This window comes from Sinobacterium caligoides (assembly GCF_003752585.1).
Lineage (GTDB): Bacteria > Pseudomonadota > Gammaproteobacteria > Pseudomonadales > Sinobacteriaceae > Sinobacterium > Sinobacterium caligoides.
This window is the reverse complement of sequence record NZ_RKHR01000004.1, coordinates 310,607-327,436: the sequence shown is the minus strand read 5'-3', so window position 1 is coordinate 327,436 and position 16,830 is coordinate 310,607. Positions and strand designations below refer to the sequence as shown.

The following is a 16,830-nucleotide window of genomic DNA, read 5'->3' as shown; positions in this document are numbered from 1 at the left end:
ATGGATTTTTGCCTGGGTGAAACTACCGATCTGCTGAGGGAGCAGGTACGACGCTTCGCGAGTGCCGAGCTGGCACCGTTGGCAGTAGAGATTGATCGACAAAATGACTTTCCGCGCCACCTGTGGCGGCGCATGGGGGAGTTAGGTTTGCTGGGTATCACGGTTGATGAGCAATATGGTGGCGCTGGCATGGGTTATTTGGCCCACAGTGTGGCGATGGAAGAGATCAGCCGCGCCTCTGCTTCGGTAGGGCTTTCCTATGGTGCGCATTCTAATCTTTGTGTGAATCAGCTATATCGCCATGGCAGCGAGGAGCAGCGCCACAGCTACTTGCCAAAGTTGATTAGCGGTGAACATGTCGGTGCGTTGGCGATGAGTGAGACAGAGGCTGGTTCCGATGTGGTCAGTATGCAGCTACGGGCAGAAGCCGTTGGCGATCACTATGTGTTAAACGGTGCGAAGATGTGGATTACTAATGGTCCCGATGCCGATGTGCTTATTGTCTATGCCAAGACTGAGCCGGGGAGGGGCGCTAAGGGGATCAGTGCCTTCATCATTACCGCAGATATGCCGGGCTTTAGTTGTGGTAATAAGCTCGATAAATTGGGTATGCGTGGCTCTAATACCTGTGAATTAATCTTCGAAAATTGTCGGGTACCTAAGCAGCAAATATTAGGTGAGTTAAGCGCCGGTGTCCGCGTGTTGATGAGCGGGTTGGACTATGAAAGAGTGGTACTTAGCGGTGGGCCCGTTGGTATCATGCAAGCTTGTCTCGATGTTGCTCTTCCCTATGTTAACCAGCGGCGTCAATTCGATCGCCCTATTGCGCAGTTTCAGTTGGTGCAAGGCAAAATGGCAGACCTCTACGCACGCTGCTCAGCCTGCCGCAGCTACCTGTACGCAGTGGCAAGAGCCTGTGACGGCGGTAGTGTCAGTCGTAAAGATGCCGCGGCTTTGATCTTGTATTGTGCGGAACAGGCAACGCAGTGCGCCCTCGATACAATTCAACTGTTGGGTGGTAACGGTTATACCAACGACTATCCTGCAGGACGGCTGTTACGCGATGCGAAGTTGTATGAGATTGGTGCCGGTACGTCAGAGATACGTCGTATGTTAATTGGTCGCGAGCTTAACCTGGAGGGTTAGCTGATGCCAATATTAAAGAGTGAATTGAATGAACAGCAGCCCCCGCTGCACTACGATGAACGTAGAGAAACTATGCGGCAGTTGGTTAATGAGCTGCGAGCTAAGTTGGCGAGGATTGCGTTAGGTGGCGGTGAGGCATCGATGCGGCGGCATCGACAGCGGGGTAAGTTACCACCACGCCAGCGCATCGATACATTACTCGATGACGGTAGCGCCTTTCTTGAGCTAGGGGCTTTAGCAGCGCTAGGAGTTTATGATGAAGAGGTCGCCTGCGCTGGTTTAATTACCGGTATCGGCCGAGTCTGTGGTCGACAGTGTATGATCATCGCTAACGATGCGACGGTAAAGGGCGGCAGCTACTACCCCTTGACGGTGAAGAAGCATCTTCGTGCCCAGGCTGTTGCCGAACAGAACCGTTTACCTTGCCTCTATCTGGTTGACTCCGGTGGTGCCAATTTGCCCCGTCAGGATGAGGTGTTTCCGGACCGAGAGCATTTTGGACGTATCTTTTATAATCAGGCCAACATGTCGGCGAAGGGCATTGCTCAATTGGCGGCGGTGCTCGGTTCCTGCACCGCCGGTGGAGCTTATATGCCAGCGATGTCCGATGAAGCAATTATTGTTCGTGGCCAAGGCACAATCTTCTTGGCTGGGCCGCCGCTGGTTAAGATGGCGACGGGTGAAGAGGTCAGTGCGGAGCAACTCGGTGGTGGTGAGCTGCACTGCCGTGAATCGGGTGTTGCCGATCACTTAGCAGAAGATGATGCGCATGCACTTGAGCTGCTGAGGGGGATGGTGGCGAGATTACCACCCTCTGAAGGTGACTCAACCTTTTCGAGTAGTGAACCACCACGTTACCCCGCTATTGAGCTCTATGGTTTGATCCCTCGCCAGTTACGCCGCTCGCTGGATGTCCGTGAGGTGATTGCGCGTTTTGTCGACGACTCTGTTTTTGATGAGTTTAAGCAATTGTTTGGCTCGACTTTGGTCTGTGGCTTCGCTCGCTTGCACGGTATGGAGGTCGGCATCGTCGGCAATAATGGGGTGCTGTTTGCTCAGTCTGCAGAGAAAGGTGCGCATTTTATTCAGCTCTGTGCGCAGCGTAATACGCCGCTTATATTTTTACAGAACATCACGGGTTTTATGGTCGGGGCAAAATATGAGGCGGAAGGAATCGCTCGGCACGGCGCGAAAATGGTGATGGCGGTTGCCTGCGCGAAAGTAGCGAAGATTACGTTGGTGATCGGAGGCAGTTTTGGTGCCGGTAATTACGGTATGTGTGGCAGGGCTTATGATCCGGATTTTCTGTTTATGTGGCCCAATGCGCGCATCGGCGTGATGGGGGCAGAGCAGGCGGCGGGGGTGTTGGCATTGGTTAGGCGCCAGGCGATGATAGCCCGTGGTGAGGCGTGGGGGGAATCTGAGGAAGAGAGCTATAAAGATTCTCTGCAGCAGCAATACACTGCGCAGTCCGACGCTTACTACAGCAGCGCAAGGTTATGGGACGATGGCATTATTGATCCGGCAGATACGCGTCGGGTGCTGGCATTGGCGCTGGCAGCAACACGCGGGCGAGACAGCGTGCAAAGCCGCTTTGGCGTGTTTCGCATGTAGGTATGTAGCTTTGTTGGCTGGAGGGAGTGTTGATGAGTAGCGCAGAGGTGAGGCTTGATATGGAGGCCACAGGTGTGGCGCGTTTGACCTTGGTCCGACAGGCACAACACAACGCGTTGAACCGGCAGATGGTCAAACAGCTTAGTGAGCACTTGAAGATGCTGGCGGCTGACGAGACGGTGCGTGTTTTGGTGCTTCAAGGGGAGGGACGTCACTTTTGTAGTGGTGCAGACCTTGTCGAGATGCGTGAGCAGCTACACGCAGAGCGCCATGAAAACCTCGCTGTAGCGGAGAGCTTGGCGGCGTTGCTAGCACAGTTAAACGCTTTTCCCGTACCGACTATCGCCCGTGTGCAGGGGGCAGCCTATGGTGGTGGGCTAGGTCTACTTTGTTGCTGCGACATGGTGGTGGCGAGTGACCATAGTCGTTTCTGTATGAGTGAGGTGAAGCTGGGTATTAGCCCCGCAATGATATCGCGCTATGTTATCGAGGCGATCGGCCTGCGCCAGGCGCGGCGTTATTGCCTCAGTGCGGAGGTGATCGACGCCCAGCAGGCGCTTCAACTACAGTTGGTTCACCAGCTGGCTGCGGAGGAGGAGTTGGAGCAGGTGGTGGCTGGCTACTGCCAGCAGATACTGGCTTGCGGGCCACAGGCTATTGCCGCGACGAAGCAATTACTTGGCCGTTATCCGGTGACTGAAGCAAGAAATTACGCACAACAGAGTTGCCAGCTGATTGCGACACTGCGCGTATCGGCGGAGGGGCAAGAGGGGTTGAGCGCCTTTCTTGAAGGGCGTTCAGCGCAGTTTGACCGGAGCAGTGAATATAGAAAATCACGCCAAGCTGCAGGAGAGCGTCGTGAGTAACCGACGAATTGAACGTTTATTGATTGCTAACCGCGGTGAAGTTGCGGTCAGAATCATGAAAACAGCGCGAGAAATGGGAGTCGTTAGTGTCGCTGTCTACAGCCCCAGTGACGCGGGGGCGCTACATGTGCGCAGTGCCGATGAGGCGATAGAGTTAATTGTCGAGCAGCAGACAGCTCCGCTTGCTGCGTATCTTGATATTGCAGCGGTGGTTGCTGCGGCGGTTCGTTCCGGCGCCGATGCAATTCACCCTGGCTATGGTTTGTTGAGTGAGAACTCAGCGTTTGCCGATGCGGTCTGCGCGGCGGGATTAATCTTTATCGGCCCGACGGCGCAGGCGATCGACAGTATGGGGGATAAGTCTCGCGCTAAGGCATTGTTGGCGGACTCGGGCATTCCGCTTCTACCGGGTTACCACGGTGATGATCAGTCTGATCGTAGGCTGTTGGCTGAGGCGAGACGCATTGGCTTACCATTGCTGATCAAGCCCGTCGCCGGTGGTGGTGGCAAGGGGATGCAAATTGTTACCTCATTCGAACATTTCTTGACGGCGGCGGCGGAGGCTCGACGTGTCGCAGGCGCTTGCTTTGCAGACGATCGCTTGTTGCTAGAACGATATTTACCAGCCCCTCGCCATGTCGAGGTGCAGGTGCTGTTTGATCAGTTAGGCCATGGTCGCTATCTCTATGAGCGTGATTGTTCACTACAGCGTCGCTATCAGAAGGTCATCGAAGAGGCGCCGGCGCCGGGTTTGACATCAGCGGTGAGGAAAGCGTTGGGTGAGACGGCGTTGCGCGTCGCCGAAGCAGTAGGCTATGTTGGTGCCGGCACGGTGGAGTTTTTAATGCACCAGGGTGGCGCCAAGACGTTGTTCTATTTTATGGAAATGAATACGCGATTACAGGTAGAGCACCCTGTGACAGAGATGATCACCGGCGTCGATATTGTTGAATGGCAATTGCGCATTGCACAGGGAGAGTGCTTGGGTTTTTCTCAGGCATCGATAAGTCATCAGGGGCATGCTGTTGAGTTGAGGCTGTATGCAGAGCAGATCGAGCAACAATTCCTGCCCGCCTGTGGTCGGCTGCACCGTTGGCGGCCGCCATCGCTGGGGCGCAGGGTGCGCTTGGACAGCGGTGTCGAGGCGGGTGATGAGGTGACTAGTGATTTCGACCCGTTATTGGCGAAGCTGATCTGCTGGGGAAGTGATCGTAGGCAGGCGATTAGCATAGCGAAAAGGGCGTTGGCCGAATGGCAGGTGATTGGCGTCGAGAATAATAAGCGGCTATTGGCTCGCCTGCTGTGTTTGCCGGCCTTTGTTGATGAGCAGATGAGTACGCATACTATTGAGGATAATTTAGCAAGGCTGTTAGCTCGTGATAATACTGCCTGGAAACGCATTGTTTTTATGGCGGTGTTGGCGATTATGTTGCGCCGAGAGAGCTCGTCATCAGACCCTTGGCAGCGTTATGATCGTTTTCGGTTAGGTGGAACTGAGCCAGAATTAATTTCGCTGTGGTGGCAGCGAAAGCAGTTTGTGGTAAGGGTCGATCAGAGAGATGACGGTTATTTGATGGCTACAGAGGAGGATGGAACGCCCTGTCTGGTGAGTGGGCGATGGACAAGGCGGCAAGGGGCGGAAGCAAGGCTGCAGGCTTCGTTCGATGGCGTGATTGAGAGTATTGAGCTGATTTTTGAGGCTGATAAAATTCAGTTATTTGCCGCTACGGAGAGTTATTGTTTCTTGTTATCTGATCCGTTGATGCGTGACGGAGCAGTGTCTTCGCCGGAGGCTTCTGGGCTCTGTGCGCCGATGTCGGGGCGTATCATTGAGTGTTTGGTTGAGGCTGGCGAGGCCGTCTGTAAAGGGCAGCGCTTGCTCGTGATGGAGGCAATGAAAATGGAATACACCATTAAGGCTGATTGTGATGGTTGGCTTGATCAGTTTTATGCTGTTGTCGGTGAGCAGGTCGAGGAAGGCGCTGTATTGGTGGCGTTGAAGGCGGAGTGAGAGTCCGTGCTAGCCTGTAATCGATCATTATTAAAATGACATTTGAACGGTGTTATTTAATTCTATTACCCAGCTCTGCTGTTGTCTCTAAGTCGACCTAGCAGGCGAATAAATTGTTGGCCATCACGGTGGCCGAGGTGCTGTAATAATAAGTTTTGACCCTCTTCATCGACTGGACTATCTGTGCTGATGATCGACTGGATAGCGGCGAGTAATTGCTGTTGGCTGCTATTGCTGTTGGTCTTGTCGTTAACGAAGATATTGATGTCATGGTCGTCGCCCTCGATGAGATCTTTTGGTGCGAGCTGGCGATAGCCGTTGAGTAGGCATTGCTGCAAATTATTAAAGTCTGTTGCAGTGATACGAGTTTGCCATAGCTGTTGTATCTGCTCCATGGCGTTATTCGCATCGCGTAGCAGTGTTAATCCACGATCACTTAACACGATGAGCTTGCTGCGTGCACGTTGGGGGTGGGCGATGCGTCCGACATAGCTCAACCCTTCGAGCTCATTGACGATGCGTACGATAGCTTGCTGGCTGACATCGTTAACCTCAGCGAGCTGAGTGATGGTGGCGCCCTGTAAGCCAATATGGTTCAGTACTTGCTCGTAGGAGAGCTGTAGCTGATTGTGTCCGGCAGCTTGAGTCAGTTGCATTAGGTGGCGCTGGCTGTGGCTGGCGAGGCGGATTAACAGTGCGACAGTGGCGAGTTGTTTTTCTGCTCTGGGGGCAGGGCTTGTTTCTAAGTAGTAAAGGTTCAGTGCGTAGAGACTGTCCCATAGTTGTTGTCGCTGCTCTTTGCAAAGTAACGCATTGAGCTGGGCGTCGAGTTGGTGAAGCTGTTGCTGCGCCTGATCGACGACGGCGCGGCCAGTTTGAGTGAGCGTTACACGTTTTGCGCGCCGGTCGTTTGGATCTTGGCTTCGACGTAAAAATCCCGCCCGTTCAATGGCGCGTAGTTGCTGATCACAGTTTTGTTTAGAGATACCAATGCTTTTGGCCAGCTTGCCTATCTGTATGCCTTCGCGCCCGGGAAGGCTAAGCATTGGCTCCCAGTTTATGCGCAGGGCGCTGAAACCGCATTGCTCGCGCAGGTGGTGCATCAGCTGTGAGCGAAAGTGGTGGGATAGAGCCAATAAATGGCGGATATAATTACAGCGATAAAGATGATCAAGTTCGATGAGTTGTTGTGTTTGTCGCTGTTTTGTCGTCATTGGGGATGCCGCTTAGAGTCTATGGGTGAGTGTACAGAAAACACGCTTTTTGACAATAAGTATTTATTGACTAATTTCCCGCAGACTGATTACACTGCTACGCATTAAAATAAATAAGAGATCGAATGATGTCAGGGCAGAATAATCAGTCGCTCCCAGAAATAGGCTTTATTGGCCTAGGTAATATCGGCAAGCCGATGGCACTAAAATTACATGAGACATTGCTTGAGCAAGGCGCGGCCTTACGGGTTTACGACTATATAGCTAAACCAATGAAGTCGCTGTCAGCACAGGGCGCAACAGCTTGTGATGGAATAACAGACTTTTCTAGTTGCCAGTTAGTGGGTGTCTGCGTTCGCGATGACGATGATGTTGATGCGCTTCTGCATGGCGCAGCGAAGGAGTCGGGCTTACTGTCGGTCCTAGCCGAGGGCGCTGTTATCGCGATCCACAGCACGGTAACACGGGACAATATTTTACGATGGAGTGCACAGGCAGCCGAGCGAGGGATTGTTCTGGTCGACGCCCCGGTCACCGGTGGTGCCGAGGGAGCACAGAATGGCACCTTATGTTATATGGTCGGAGCATCGGAGGAGGGTTATCGGCTGCTTGCTCGTTGCTATGGTGCGGCAGCGAAAGAGGTTCTGCATGCGGGCCCGGTAGGGAGCGGCATCGTGTTGAAACTTGCTAATAACCTGATGACTTACGCAGCTTTCGTGGCCGTTGATGAAGCCCTAGCGCTGGTTGAGGCAAACGGCTTGAAACTTGAGCAACTATTGCATGTGGGTGAAATCAACGGTGTGGTGACAGCACAGATGCAGCGTTTTATTAGTAATCGAGAGATGTTAGCTCAGGGGTGTAGCGATGAGGATATGGCTGCGTTGATGGGCCCGTTTGCGGGGCTTGCGGAGAAAGATCTTGAGCATGCCTTAACCCTCGCGGAACAATCCTCGCAGCCATTGGCGGCAACACAACTCGTACGAGAGAAGATACGCGCGACCTTTTTGCGGGAATAGAACGTTGCTAACGATACAGATTAGTGTTGAATAAAAAATTAACCTAATGAATAGGTAAAAAAATGGGCGTGGACAGTAGGGATGGTAATGTCGAGCAGCCGCTATATGGCGAAGCGAGACTGTATATCAACGGTCAAATGCAGTTTGCTGACTCACACTACAGCAACATTTCGCCCGCTACGGGCAAGGTCATCGGTATTGCTGCAGATGCAAGTGCGCAGGATTGCGAGGCTGCCATCGTCGCGGCGAGAGTCGCTTTTGATCAGACAGATTGGTCGACGAACCACGCCTTTCGCCTACAGTGTCTACGTCGTTTTCAGCGGGCGATGCTGCGGCAGCTGAAGCCACTACAGGATGCAGTCGTAGCGGAGGCGGGGTCGACACGCCATAACGCCGAGACGGTACAGGTCAATGGCCCGGTCGAGATGGCAACTTGGTGTCTCGATTACCTGGAGCAATTTGAGTGGCAGCAAGACTTAGGTGAGTATACGTTGAACTCGCTCGGTAGCACGAGCCGCCGGCTTGTCTGCAAGGAGGCTGCGGGGGTGGTTGCGGCGATCACGCCATGGAATTTTCCGCTACAAATTATTCTCGCTAAGGTTATGCCGGCGTTGGCGGCGGGTTGTACCGTGGTGTTGAAAGCGGCACCGGATACCCCATGGTCGGCGGCATTGTTGGGTCGTATTGCACATGGGTGTGGACTGCCTGCCGGCGTGTTTAATGTTTTGACGGCCAATAATGCAAAGACGTTAGGAGGCTTGTTGTGCCGAGACCCGCGCATCGACGTAGTGTCTTTTACTGGCTCGACGGCGGTCGGCAAGCAGGTGATGAGTGATGCCAGTGGTAGTGTTAAGCGAGTCTTTTTAGAGCTTGGTGGTAAGTCACCGCATATTTTATTAGACGATGCCGATTTCTCTTCGGCATTATTGAATTGTCTCGCCGTGTGTTTTCATGCGGGCCAGGGCTGTGTGATTGCCACGCGTGTGCTTGTACCGCAGCAGCGTCTCGAAGAGGTTGAAGGGTTGCTGTGCAGTTACTTCGATTTTATTAGTTATGGCGACCCGGAGGCACCGGGGGCGATTATGGGGCCGTTGATTAATGAGCGTCAGCGTCAGCGTGTGCTATCGATGATCGAGCAGGCGAAGCAAGAGGGGGCGCGATTGATTAAAGGCGGGGGAACTCCAGACGAACTACTGCAGGGCTTCTATGTACAGCCCACGATCTTCGTCGATGAAACGGCGACGACTTGTGTGGCGCGCGAAGAGGTGTTTGGGCCGGTGTTGACGATCATACCGTATACCGACGAAGCGGATGCACTGCGTATTGCCAACGATAGTCAGTATGGTTTAGGCGCGGTGGTTAACTCTGCCGACGAGGCGCGTGCGATCGCATTTGCTCGAGGCATTCGTGCCGGTATCGTGAACGTTAATAACGGTAACTTTCTGGCTCCCGATGTACCTTTTGGTGGCTATAAACAAAGCGGTATCGGTCGTGAAATGGGTGCAGAGGGGTTTGCTGAATACTTAGAGACGAAGACGATTGCCATCGGCGCGTAATGTCGTATTGATTCGATTAAAAAATAAAAAGACACATTGAGGAGAGTGCTGTGCAAGGAGTATTACAGGATAAAATCTTTATTGTTACAGGTGGCTCGAAGGGCTTTGGTTTGGCGATGACAACCATGCTGCTGGATGCAGGAGCCAAGGTGGGGGTTTTGGGGCGTGGAGAGGAGGCAATGAAGGAAGCTGTTAATGCTTTGTGTGCACAAGATTCCTCGCGCCAAGGTCGGCTTTTTACTGCAAGGGCTGATGTGGCAGAAAGTGAGGAAGTGAATGCGGCAGTGACCGAGGTTGCCGAGCACTTTGGCGGGCTTGATGGGCTGGTTAACAATGCTGGCTTAGGCCGTGTTGCGAAAACTGAAAAGATGCGCGATGACGATATCAAACTACAGATCAACACTAACTTGCTAGGCACGGTGTATTGCACCCGCGCGGCGATTCCTTTTTTACGTCATGCAGCAAACGCACGTATTATCAATGTCTCTTCGGCGACAGCTTACCATCACGATGAGATGGTGCACATGTCTGTCTATGCGGCGACGAAGGCTGCTGTTGAGCGTTACTCGCGAGACTTAAGACGAGAGCTTCAGGGGGATGATATTGGTGTCAGTATTGTGCGGCCAGGTGGCTCGATGGAGACAGACTTTTCTTCAGGCATTGATTTTGATCACTTAGGTGAGGCGTTAAAGGAGTGGCAAGATTTTGGCCCGTACACCTACGACGGCATGACGCCGGAGCAGGTCGCCGAGAGTGTGCTGTATTGCCTGTCTAGCCCAAAGGGCGTCTCTATCGATTTGTTGGAAATACGCCCGAGCCATCGCATCGATAAAGTGGTTTTTTAAATAACTATCACCTTGCTTAATACATACAGGAATGAACATGGACTTTAATAATAAAGTTATCGTGGTGACCGGAGCCGGTGGTGATATTGGTGAGGGCTATGCCAGGTGTTTTGCCCAGCGCGGCATGAAGGTTGTCGTTGCTGACCTCAATGTCGAGGAAGGGCAGCGTGTCGTCGATGAAATTATTGCTGCTGGTGGCCAGGCTATTTTTGTTAAAACCGACGTCGGCTGTGAAGACTCGGCAGCGGCTTGCTGTGAACAGGCGGTGAAAGCTTTTGGTGGCATTGACTACCTGGTAAATAATGCAGCTATTTTTGGTGAGATGAAGGTCCAAGGTTATCTCGATGTGGACATGGACTACCTTGAGAAATTTATGCGTGTTAATGCCCATGGTTGCCTGATTATGACGCGTGCCGTGGTATCGCATATGGATAAACGCGGTGGTGGTGCGATTGTTAATCAGTCGTCTACAGCGGCTTGGATGAACATGGGGTTTTATGGGGTAGCTAAACTCGCCGTCAATGGTATTACATGCTCGTTAGCACGTGAGCTTGGCTGGCGAAAAATCCGTATTAACGCAATTGCGCCGGGGCCTACTGAAACAAAAGCGCTACGCAATGTCGCGGGTGATTATGCTGACGAAATTGCCAAGGGTATGCCTATTTCTCGTTTAGGTACGCCGGAGGATTTGGCGGAGGCCGTGCTATTTTTGCTCTCTGATGAGGCGTCCTGGGTGACAGGGCAGGTGATGAGTGTTGATGGCGGTCAGTATATGAGAGTGTAGCGTTGGGCTGCAATTTGCTATCCGTTGGTGGCGACAGAGATAAATAAAACAGGAGAGGCGCAAGTGTCGAAACGTCAGATAGGTTTGGAGATGTATAAAACGGTTTACTGCAATACCTTGCCGGAGCCGCCAGCAGAGGGGGAAGACAGTTTCTTCGATGCAATGTTAGAAAACTTGTTTGGAGAGTTATGGGCTAATAGTACGTTATCGATAGAGCAGCGACGCTTGATGTTACTGGGAGCCATTATTGCCCAGGGAGAGGAGATGACTTTCACCATTCAAGCGAAGTGTGCGATGACACGGGGCGAGCTTAGTTATGAGCAGCTCGAGGAAGGCATTCGTTTCATGACGCAATATGTTGGTTACCCCAAGGCATCCAGGCTGCGGATGTCGCTGATGGGGCTAGCGAAAGAATTTAAGGAGCAATAGGTGTCTTATGAGCAATATTGAACTATTTAACCCGTATGACTGGGCTTTTCATGATGACCCTTACCCTATCTATCAACAGTTGCGTGAAGAGCACCCGGTCTACCATAACCCGTCGTTAAACTTCTATGCGTTGTCACGATATGAAGATGTGGTGAATGCCTTTAAGAATTGGCCGGTCTTCTCAAGCAGCGCCGGTGTCGCCCTAGAGAATGTGAGTGCGGATGTGAGCAAGGTGTTCTCGATGCTGGGGCAGGATCCACCGCGGCAACAGGCGGTTCGAGGCATTGTGCGGAAAGTCTTCACGCCACGCCGTATTATCGAACAGGAACCGATATTGCAGCGCATGTGCCAGCAATATATCGCCGACTTCCCTGAGGATAGTGAGGTTGATTTTATCGAGCAGTTTGCCGGTAAAGTCCCTATGGATCTTATCAGCGAAATGATCGGTGTGCCTGCTTGCGACCGAGATATGATTCGCGGCTGGGCGAATGACTTAATTGAGCGTGTTGACGGCTCCCCAGATATCCCCCCTAAGGCAATCGAGGGTTCTCTCGGCTTACTGGGATATTTTGGCGACATGGTGAAGGAGCGACGTAAGACTGGTCATGGCGACGACCTAACGACTTCGATGCTAACGGCTGAGCTAGACGGGGAGCGTTTAGACGATGAAGAGATTGTCAGCTTCTTGTTTTTAATGAGTGTCGCTGGCAATGAGACCACAACGAAGCTTCTGGCTAACGCTTTGTATTGGGGGCAGAAGTACCCTAGTGAATTCTCTAAAGTACAGGTGGACCATGGCAATATACCGAACTGGATCGAGGAGACGACACGCTTTGATAGCTCCTCGCAGATCCTCTATCGCCTGACCATGGAAGATACCACGCTGCATGGCGTCACCATCCCCAAAGGAGTGAAGGTCGCGCTGTTGATCGGTGCGGCGAATCGCGATCCGTCATTTTTTGAGCGGCCTGAGCAATATAATATTGACCGTGACTTCCGTAATAATATTGCCTTTGGCAAAGGGGTGCATTTCTGCCTGGGGGCGGCATTGGCGCGACTAGAGGGGCGGGTCTGTATGGAGGAGTTGTTCAAAGCTTATCGAAGCTACCGCATCGATGAGGATTCATTAGTGCGCGTGCACTCTGGCAATGTACGTGGTTTTAGTCAGATGAAGGTGAGGTTTGCGCGATAAGAAAGACCGCTCCAGCAGAGTGCGTTGGGGCGGGCTAGTGCTTAGCTAACTTGCTTTTTATTTGTAGCCGTCTTCCTTGGCGTCATAGTTGATTGACACAACACGATCGTTGCCACCAATAACAATGATGCCTTCGTTCTTGTAGTAGAGCGTTGTACGCACCTTATCTTTACCGTGATAGAAAGGGATGTAGGCTTTGCCAGTACTGTAAACTTCGTAGTCGCTCCAGATACCGATCAAGTCGGTAACTTGCGTTTTACTCATGCCTACGCTGAGTTTGGCAAATTTGCTTCCAGCGGGTGCTTTAGCCTGCTCTTGCTGTACGGTCTCTGTATTGCTTTTCTTACTGCTGTCATCTTTACTCATTGTCGGTATTGATTCACAGCCTGATATTAATAGGCTGAGGGCAACGGGTAGCGTAAGAGTGGTCAATTGTCTTTTAATCATACTAATTATTCCTTTAATAGTCGCAAAACTGACTGGTATAAAATACACCGTTTAGAAAAGACGGGCAACTGTCGGTTTTTTATACCACTTTGACTTAGGCGCGCAAATAAAGGTGTATATATAGTATAAAGATATTTCTAGCGTGCACAAAAAAGCCCGCTGGGTTGAGCCAGCGGGCTTTTTAGTAAAGCATTAAGTCGTAAGAATATTACTTCTTACGCTTAGCTTCCTGACGTGCCTTCTCGTCTTCGATAACCTTGGTGGCTACGTTCTGAGGGCAAGGGCTGTAGTGTGCGAACTCCATAGAGAACTGACCACGACCAGAGGTGATAGTACGTAGGTGTCCGATGTAACCGAACATCTCAGATAGCGGTACATCAGCCTTGATACGAACACCAGAAACACCAGCTTCTTGGTCCTTGATCATACCGCGACGACGGTTAAGGTCGCCGATGACGTCACCAACGTGGTCGTCTGGAGTGAATACATCAACAGCCATGATAGGCTCGATCAACTGAGGACCGGCTTTAGGCATAGACTGACGGAAGGCACCTTTTGCAGCGATTTCGAACGCGATAGCCGAGGAGTCAACGGCGTGGAAGCCACCGTCGTAAAGCTCAACCTCAACATCGAGAACAGGGAAGCCAGCTAGAGGACCGGTATCCATCATGCTCTTGAAGCCTTTCTCAACAGCAGGCCAGAATTCCTTAGGTACGTTACCACCGACAACCTTAGAGCCGAAGGTGAAACCAGAACCCAGCTCGCCGGGCTTGATACGGTAGTCGATCTTACCGAACTGACCAGAACCACCAGACTGCTTCTTGTGTGTGTAGCTGTCATCAACTTCGAGGGTGATGGTTTCACGGTAGGCAACCATTGGCTCGCCAACCTCAAGATCAACACCGTAGGTACGCTTCAGGATATCAACCTTGATGTCTAGGTGAAGCTCACCCATGCCGCGGAGGATAGTCTGGCCAGACTCTTCGTCGGTGTGAACGAGGAAGGTAGGATCTTCAGCAACCATCTTACCGATAGCGATACCCATTTTCTCAACGCCGCCCTTGTCTTTTGGTGTTACGGCGATAGAGATAACAGGCTCTGGGAAGACCATTGGCTCAAGTGTACATTCATGCTTTGGATCACAAAGGGTGTGACCTGTCTGTACGTTCTTCATGCCGACAATAGCGATAATGTCGCCAGCCTGAGCGGTACTTAGCTCAGTACGCTCATCGGCGTGCATTTCAACCATACGGCCGATACGCTCAGTCTTACCGGTGAAAGAGTTAAGGATGGTGTCACCCTTGTTCAATACACCAGAGTAGATACGGATAAAGGTCAGGGCACCGAAACGGTCATCCATGATCTTAAAGGCAAGTGCGCGGAAAGGCTCATCGACAGTAACATTTGCTACTTCACCGGTAGGTGTACCTTCTGCATCAGTCAGTGGCTGTGGGTCAACCTCTGTTGGTGAAGGAAGGTAATCGATAACAGCGTCAAGAATGAGCTGAACACCCTTGTTCTTGAAAGCAGAACCACAGTAAGTCGGGAAGAAGTCCATGGTGCGAGTACCCTTACGGATGCAGCGCTTGATGTCATCGATAGAAGGCTCTTCACCTTCCATGTAAGCTTCCATCAGGTCGTCGTCTTGCTCGACAGCCATCTCGATCAACTTCTCGCGGTACTCTTCAACTTGGTCAGCCATATCAGCAGGGATATCGATGATCTCGAAGTTCTCAGGTAGGCCCGAGTCATCCCACTGGTAAGCGGTGCGAGAAAGCAGGTCAACAAGACCCGTGAAGTTCTCTTCGATACCGATAGGTAGCGTCATTACCATTGGGTTGGCACCCAATACGTTCTCAATCTGTCCAACGACACGAAGGAAGTCAGCACCCATACGGTCAAGCTTGTTGACGAAGATGATACGGGCAACTTCAGAGTCGTTAGCGTAGCGCCAGTTGGTTTCAGACTGAGGCTCAACACCACCAGAGCCACAGAAGACACCAACACCGCCGTCCAATACTTTCAGCGAACGATAAACTTCAACGGTGAAGTCAACGTGGCCAGGAGTATCGATGATGTTCATGCGGTGGTCTTTCCAGAAGCAGGTTGTCGCCGCTGACTGGATAGTAATACCGCGCTCGGCTTCCTGTTCCATGAAGTCAGTGGTTGACTCACCGTCATGTACTTCACCGGTCTTATGGATTTTACCTGTAAGCTTCAGGATACGCTCAGTTGTTGTCGTCTTACCGGCATCAACGTGGGCGAAGATACCAATGTTTCTATAAAGGGATAAATCAGCCATTGTTTTACTCATAAATTGGATACAGAAAATTCGGCGCAGATTGTACCAATTGTAGCGTCACATTATTATCGTTTTTTTTACCTATAGAGCAACTCAGGGGCTATAAAGCCTGACCTAGACTCAATGATAGCTTGAGGGTGTCAGCTAATTCCCTTTTCAATCAGTTGTTTAGGAATGTTTGTCGAGAATATTAACAGATGGCTAACTGCGATAAATATATGAAAAAAAGCTTGGTGGAGGGGGGGATATCTCGCTAACGCAGGGCGCTAGCGAAGATTAGCGGCTTAGCGCTGGCGACGCTGACGCACGGAGGCGGCTAGTTGACGCAATACGATAGCTGTGTCATCGATGTTAATACAGGGGTCGGTAATGCTCTGACCGTAGGTCAAGGGCTTACCCTCAATGACATTCTGCCGGCCTTCAACAAGGTTGCTTTCAATCATGATGCCGAAGATCGCCTCGCTGCCCTTGGCGACTTGGCTGGCGATGTCGTTAGCCACGTCGATTTGGCGCGAAGGGATCTTGCGGCAATTAGCATGGCTGGCGTCAATCATGATGCGCGCCTTGAGGCCTGACTTCTCCAACATTGCCGAGGTATCGTCGACGGAGAACATGTCGTAGTTCGGGTGCTTACCGCCTCGCAGGATGATGTGGCAGTCCTCGTTGCCGCCAGTGGTGAAGATAGCGGAGCGACCACCCTTGGTGACGGAGAGAAAGTTATGTGGTTGTGAGGCGGAGTTAATGGCATCGATGGCAACCTGGATATCACCGTCGGTAGCGTTCTTGAAGCCAACGGGGCAGGACAGGCCGGAGGAGAGCTCGCGGTGTGTCTGGCTTTCGGTCGTACGTGCGCCGATCGCGCCCCAGCTGATGAGGTCGGCTATGTATTGGGGGCTGATTAGATCAAGGTACTCACTGCCGGCGGGCAGGCCCATAGCGTTGAGCTCAAGGAGCAGGTTGCGGGCGAGCTGTAATCCCTTGTTAATCTTAAAGCTATCGTCGAGATCGGGGTCGTTAATCAAGCCCTTCCAGCCGACGGTAGTGCGTGGCTTCTCAAAGTAGACACGCATGACGATAAACACATCGTCCTTTAACTCGTCACGCAGCGCCTTGAGTTGTTTAGCGTAATCGATCGCGGCGGCGGGGTCGTGAATAGAGCAGGGGCCGACGATAGCGAGAACACGGTCGTCGTTGCCATGAAGGATGTTGTGGATGGTGCTGCGAGCATCTTCGACCACGGCGGCGACATTGGCGTCGACGGGAAGTTGTTCGATGAGCTGTTCCGGTGAGATGAGCTCTTTAATCTCTTTTATCCGGAGGTCGTCGGTACTGGTCATGAGTTGTGCCTAAATAGAAATGTTATCAATAGTAAAAGCTTGCCATAGCTAAGCGGCCGGTGCTAGTGCTG

The 16,830-nt window shown here is 51.9% G+C and carries 14 protein-coding genes; 10 read left to right on the top strand and 4 right to left on the bottom strand.

What is annotated here, in order from left to right; translation table 11 throughout:
- From EDC56_RS08140 to EDC56_RS08125, 4 genes are read left to right on the top strand one after another with little or no spacing between them, the layout of a single operon-like run.
- The gene (locus EDC56_RS08140; RefSeq protein ID WP_425452462.1) at nt 1–1,146 is read left to right on the top strand and encodes an isovaleryl-CoA dehydrogenase; all 1,146 of its coding nucleotides are present in this window, start codon (nt 1–3) and stop codon (nt 1,144–1,146) included.
- Between the two features lie 3 nt (nt 1,147–1,149).
- Nucleotides 1,150–2,760, top strand: a complete 1,611-nt coding sequence (locus tag EDC56_RS08135) for a carboxyl transferase domain-containing protein (RefSeq protein ID WP_123712046.1) — start codon at nt 1,150–1,152, stop codon at nt 2,758–2,760.
- Between the two features lie 32 nt (nt 2,761–2,792).
- Complete coding sequence (locus EDC56_RS08130; RefSeq protein ID WP_123712045.1) at nt 2,793–3,626, top strand: enoyl-CoA hydratase-related protein; 834 nt, start codon at nt 2,793–2,795, stop codon at nt 3,624–3,626.
- The gene (locus EDC56_RS08125; RefSeq protein ID WP_211333614.1) at nt 3,619–5,637 is read left to right on the top strand and encodes an acetyl/propionyl/methylcrotonyl-CoA carboxylase subunit alpha; all 2,019 of its coding nucleotides are present in this window, start codon (nt 3,619–3,621) and stop codon (nt 5,635–5,637) included. Before EDC56_RS08130 ends, EDC56_RS08125 begins: the two co-directional genes overlap by 8 nt.
- Nucleotides 5,638–5,702: 65 nt before the next feature.
- Here the strand turns inward: EDC56_RS08125 and EDC56_RS08120 are convergent, their stop codons facing one another.
- Nucleotides 5,703–6,851, bottom strand: a complete 1,149-nt coding sequence (locus EDC56_RS08120) for a MarR family winged helix-turn-helix transcriptional regulator (protein ID WP_123712044.1) — start codon at nt 6,849–6,851, stop codon at nt 5,703–5,705.
- A gap of 125 nt (nt 6,852–6,976) precedes the next feature.
- Between EDC56_RS08120 and EDC56_RS08115 the strand changes: the two genes are divergently transcribed.
- The 6 genes from EDC56_RS08115 (at nt 6,977) to EDC56_RS08090 (ending at nt 12,673) form a co-directional block, all read left to right on the top strand.
- On the top strand, nt 6,977–7,867 hold the full coding sequence (locus tag EDC56_RS08115; RefSeq protein WP_123712043.1) for an NAD(P)-dependent oxidoreductase: 891 nt from the start codon (nt 6,977–6,979) through the stop codon (nt 7,865–7,867).
- 62 nt (nt 7,868–7,929) lie between these two features.
- Nucleotides 7,930–9,423, top strand: coding sequence for an aldehyde dehydrogenase family protein (locus tag EDC56_RS08110; protein WP_123712042.1), 1,494 nt, complete (start codon nt 7,930–7,932; stop codon nt 9,421–9,423).
- 50 nt (nt 9,424–9,473) lie between these two features.
- The gene (locus tag EDC56_RS08105; RefSeq protein WP_123712041.1) at nt 9,474–10,268 is read left to right on the top strand and encodes an SDR family oxidoreductase; all 795 of its coding nucleotides are present in this window, start codon (nt 9,474–9,476) and stop codon (nt 10,266–10,268) included.
- A gap of 37 nt (nt 10,269–10,305) precedes the next feature.
- The gene (locus EDC56_RS08100) at nt 10,306–11,052 is read left to right on the top strand and encodes an SDR family oxidoreductase (protein WP_123712040.1); all 747 of its coding nucleotides are present in this window, start codon (nt 10,306–10,308) and stop codon (nt 11,050–11,052) included.
- A 63-nt stretch (nt 11,053–11,115) separates the two neighbouring features.
- Nucleotides 11,116–11,481, top strand: coding sequence for a carboxymuconolactone decarboxylase family protein (locus EDC56_RS08095; RefSeq protein WP_148059357.1), 366 nt, complete (start codon nt 11,116–11,118; stop codon nt 11,479–11,481).
- 7 nt (nt 11,482–11,488) lie between these two features.
- Complete coding sequence (locus EDC56_RS08090) at nt 11,489–12,673, top strand: cytochrome P450 (protein WP_123712038.1); 1,185 nt, start codon at nt 11,489–11,491, stop codon at nt 12,671–12,673.
- Nucleotides 12,674–12,730: 57 nt separating this feature from the next.
- Here EDC56_RS08090 and EDC56_RS08085 read toward each other — a convergent pair whose 3' ends face one another.
- The 3 genes from EDC56_RS08085 to EDC56_RS08075 all read right to left on the bottom strand — a co-directional run bounded on the left by EDC56_RS08085 (nt 12,731) and on the right by EDC56_RS08075 (nt 16,759).
- Entirely contained in the window at nt 12,731–13,120 is a 390-nt protein-coding gene (locus tag EDC56_RS08085) for a hypothetical protein (RefSeq protein ID WP_148059356.1), read from the bottom strand.
- Nucleotides 13,121–13,328: 208 nt separating this feature from the next.
- Nucleotides 13,329–15,422, bottom strand: coding sequence for an elongation factor G (gene fusA / locus EDC56_RS08080; protein ID WP_123712036.1), 2,094 nt, complete (start codon nt 15,420–15,422; stop codon nt 13,329–13,331).
- 284 nt (nt 15,423–15,706) lie between these two features.
- Nucleotides 15,707–16,759, bottom strand: a complete 1,053-nt coding sequence (locus EDC56_RS08075; protein WP_123712035.1) for a 3-deoxy-7-phosphoheptulonate synthase — start codon at nt 16,757–16,759, stop codon at nt 15,707–15,709.
- Nucleotides 16,760–16,830 lie beyond the last annotated feature (71 nt).

Bases quoted from the DNA above. Each gene is read 5' to 3' on its own strand.
- EDC56_RS08120 (WP_123712044.1), bottom strand. From the start codon at position 6,851: ATGACGACAAAACAGCGACAAACACAACAACTCATCGAACTTGATCAT.
- EDC56_RS08090 (WP_123712038.1), top strand. From the start codon at position 11,489: ATGAGCAATATTGAACTATTTAACCCGTATGACTGGGCTTTTCATGAT.
- EDC56_RS08130 (WP_123712045.1), top strand. From the start codon at position 2,793: ATGAGTAGCGCAGAGGTGAGGCTTGATATGGAGGCCACAGGTGTGGCG.
- EDC56_RS08140 (WP_425452462.1), top strand. From the start codon at position 1: ATGGATTTTTGCCTGGGTGAAACTACCGATCTGCTGAGGGAGCAGGTA.
- EDC56_RS08075 (WP_123712035.1), bottom strand. From the start codon at position 16,759: ATGACCAGTACCGACGACCTCCGGATAAAAGAGATTAAAGAGCTCATC.
- EDC56_RS08135 (WP_123712046.1), top strand. From the start codon at position 1,150: ATGCCAATATTAAAGAGTGAATTGAATGAACAGCAGCCCCCGCTGCAC.
- EDC56_RS08110 (WP_123712042.1), top strand. From the start codon at position 7,930: ATGGGCGTGGACAGTAGGGATGGTAATGTCGAGCAGCCGCTATATGGC.
- EDC56_RS08085 (WP_148059356.1), bottom strand. From the start codon at position 13,120: ATGATTAAAAGACAATTGACCACTCTTACGCTACCCGTTGCCCTCAGC.
- fusA (WP_123712036.1), bottom strand. From the start codon at position 15,422: ATGGCTGATTTATCCCTTTATAGAAACATTGGTATCTTCGCCCACGTT.
- EDC56_RS08115 (WP_123712043.1), top strand. From the start codon at position 6,977: ATGATGTCAGGGCAGAATAATCAGTCGCTCCCAGAAATAGGCTTTATT.
- EDC56_RS08100 (WP_123712040.1), top strand. From the start codon at position 10,306: ATGGACTTTAATAATAAAGTTATCGTGGTGACCGGAGCCGGTGGTGAT.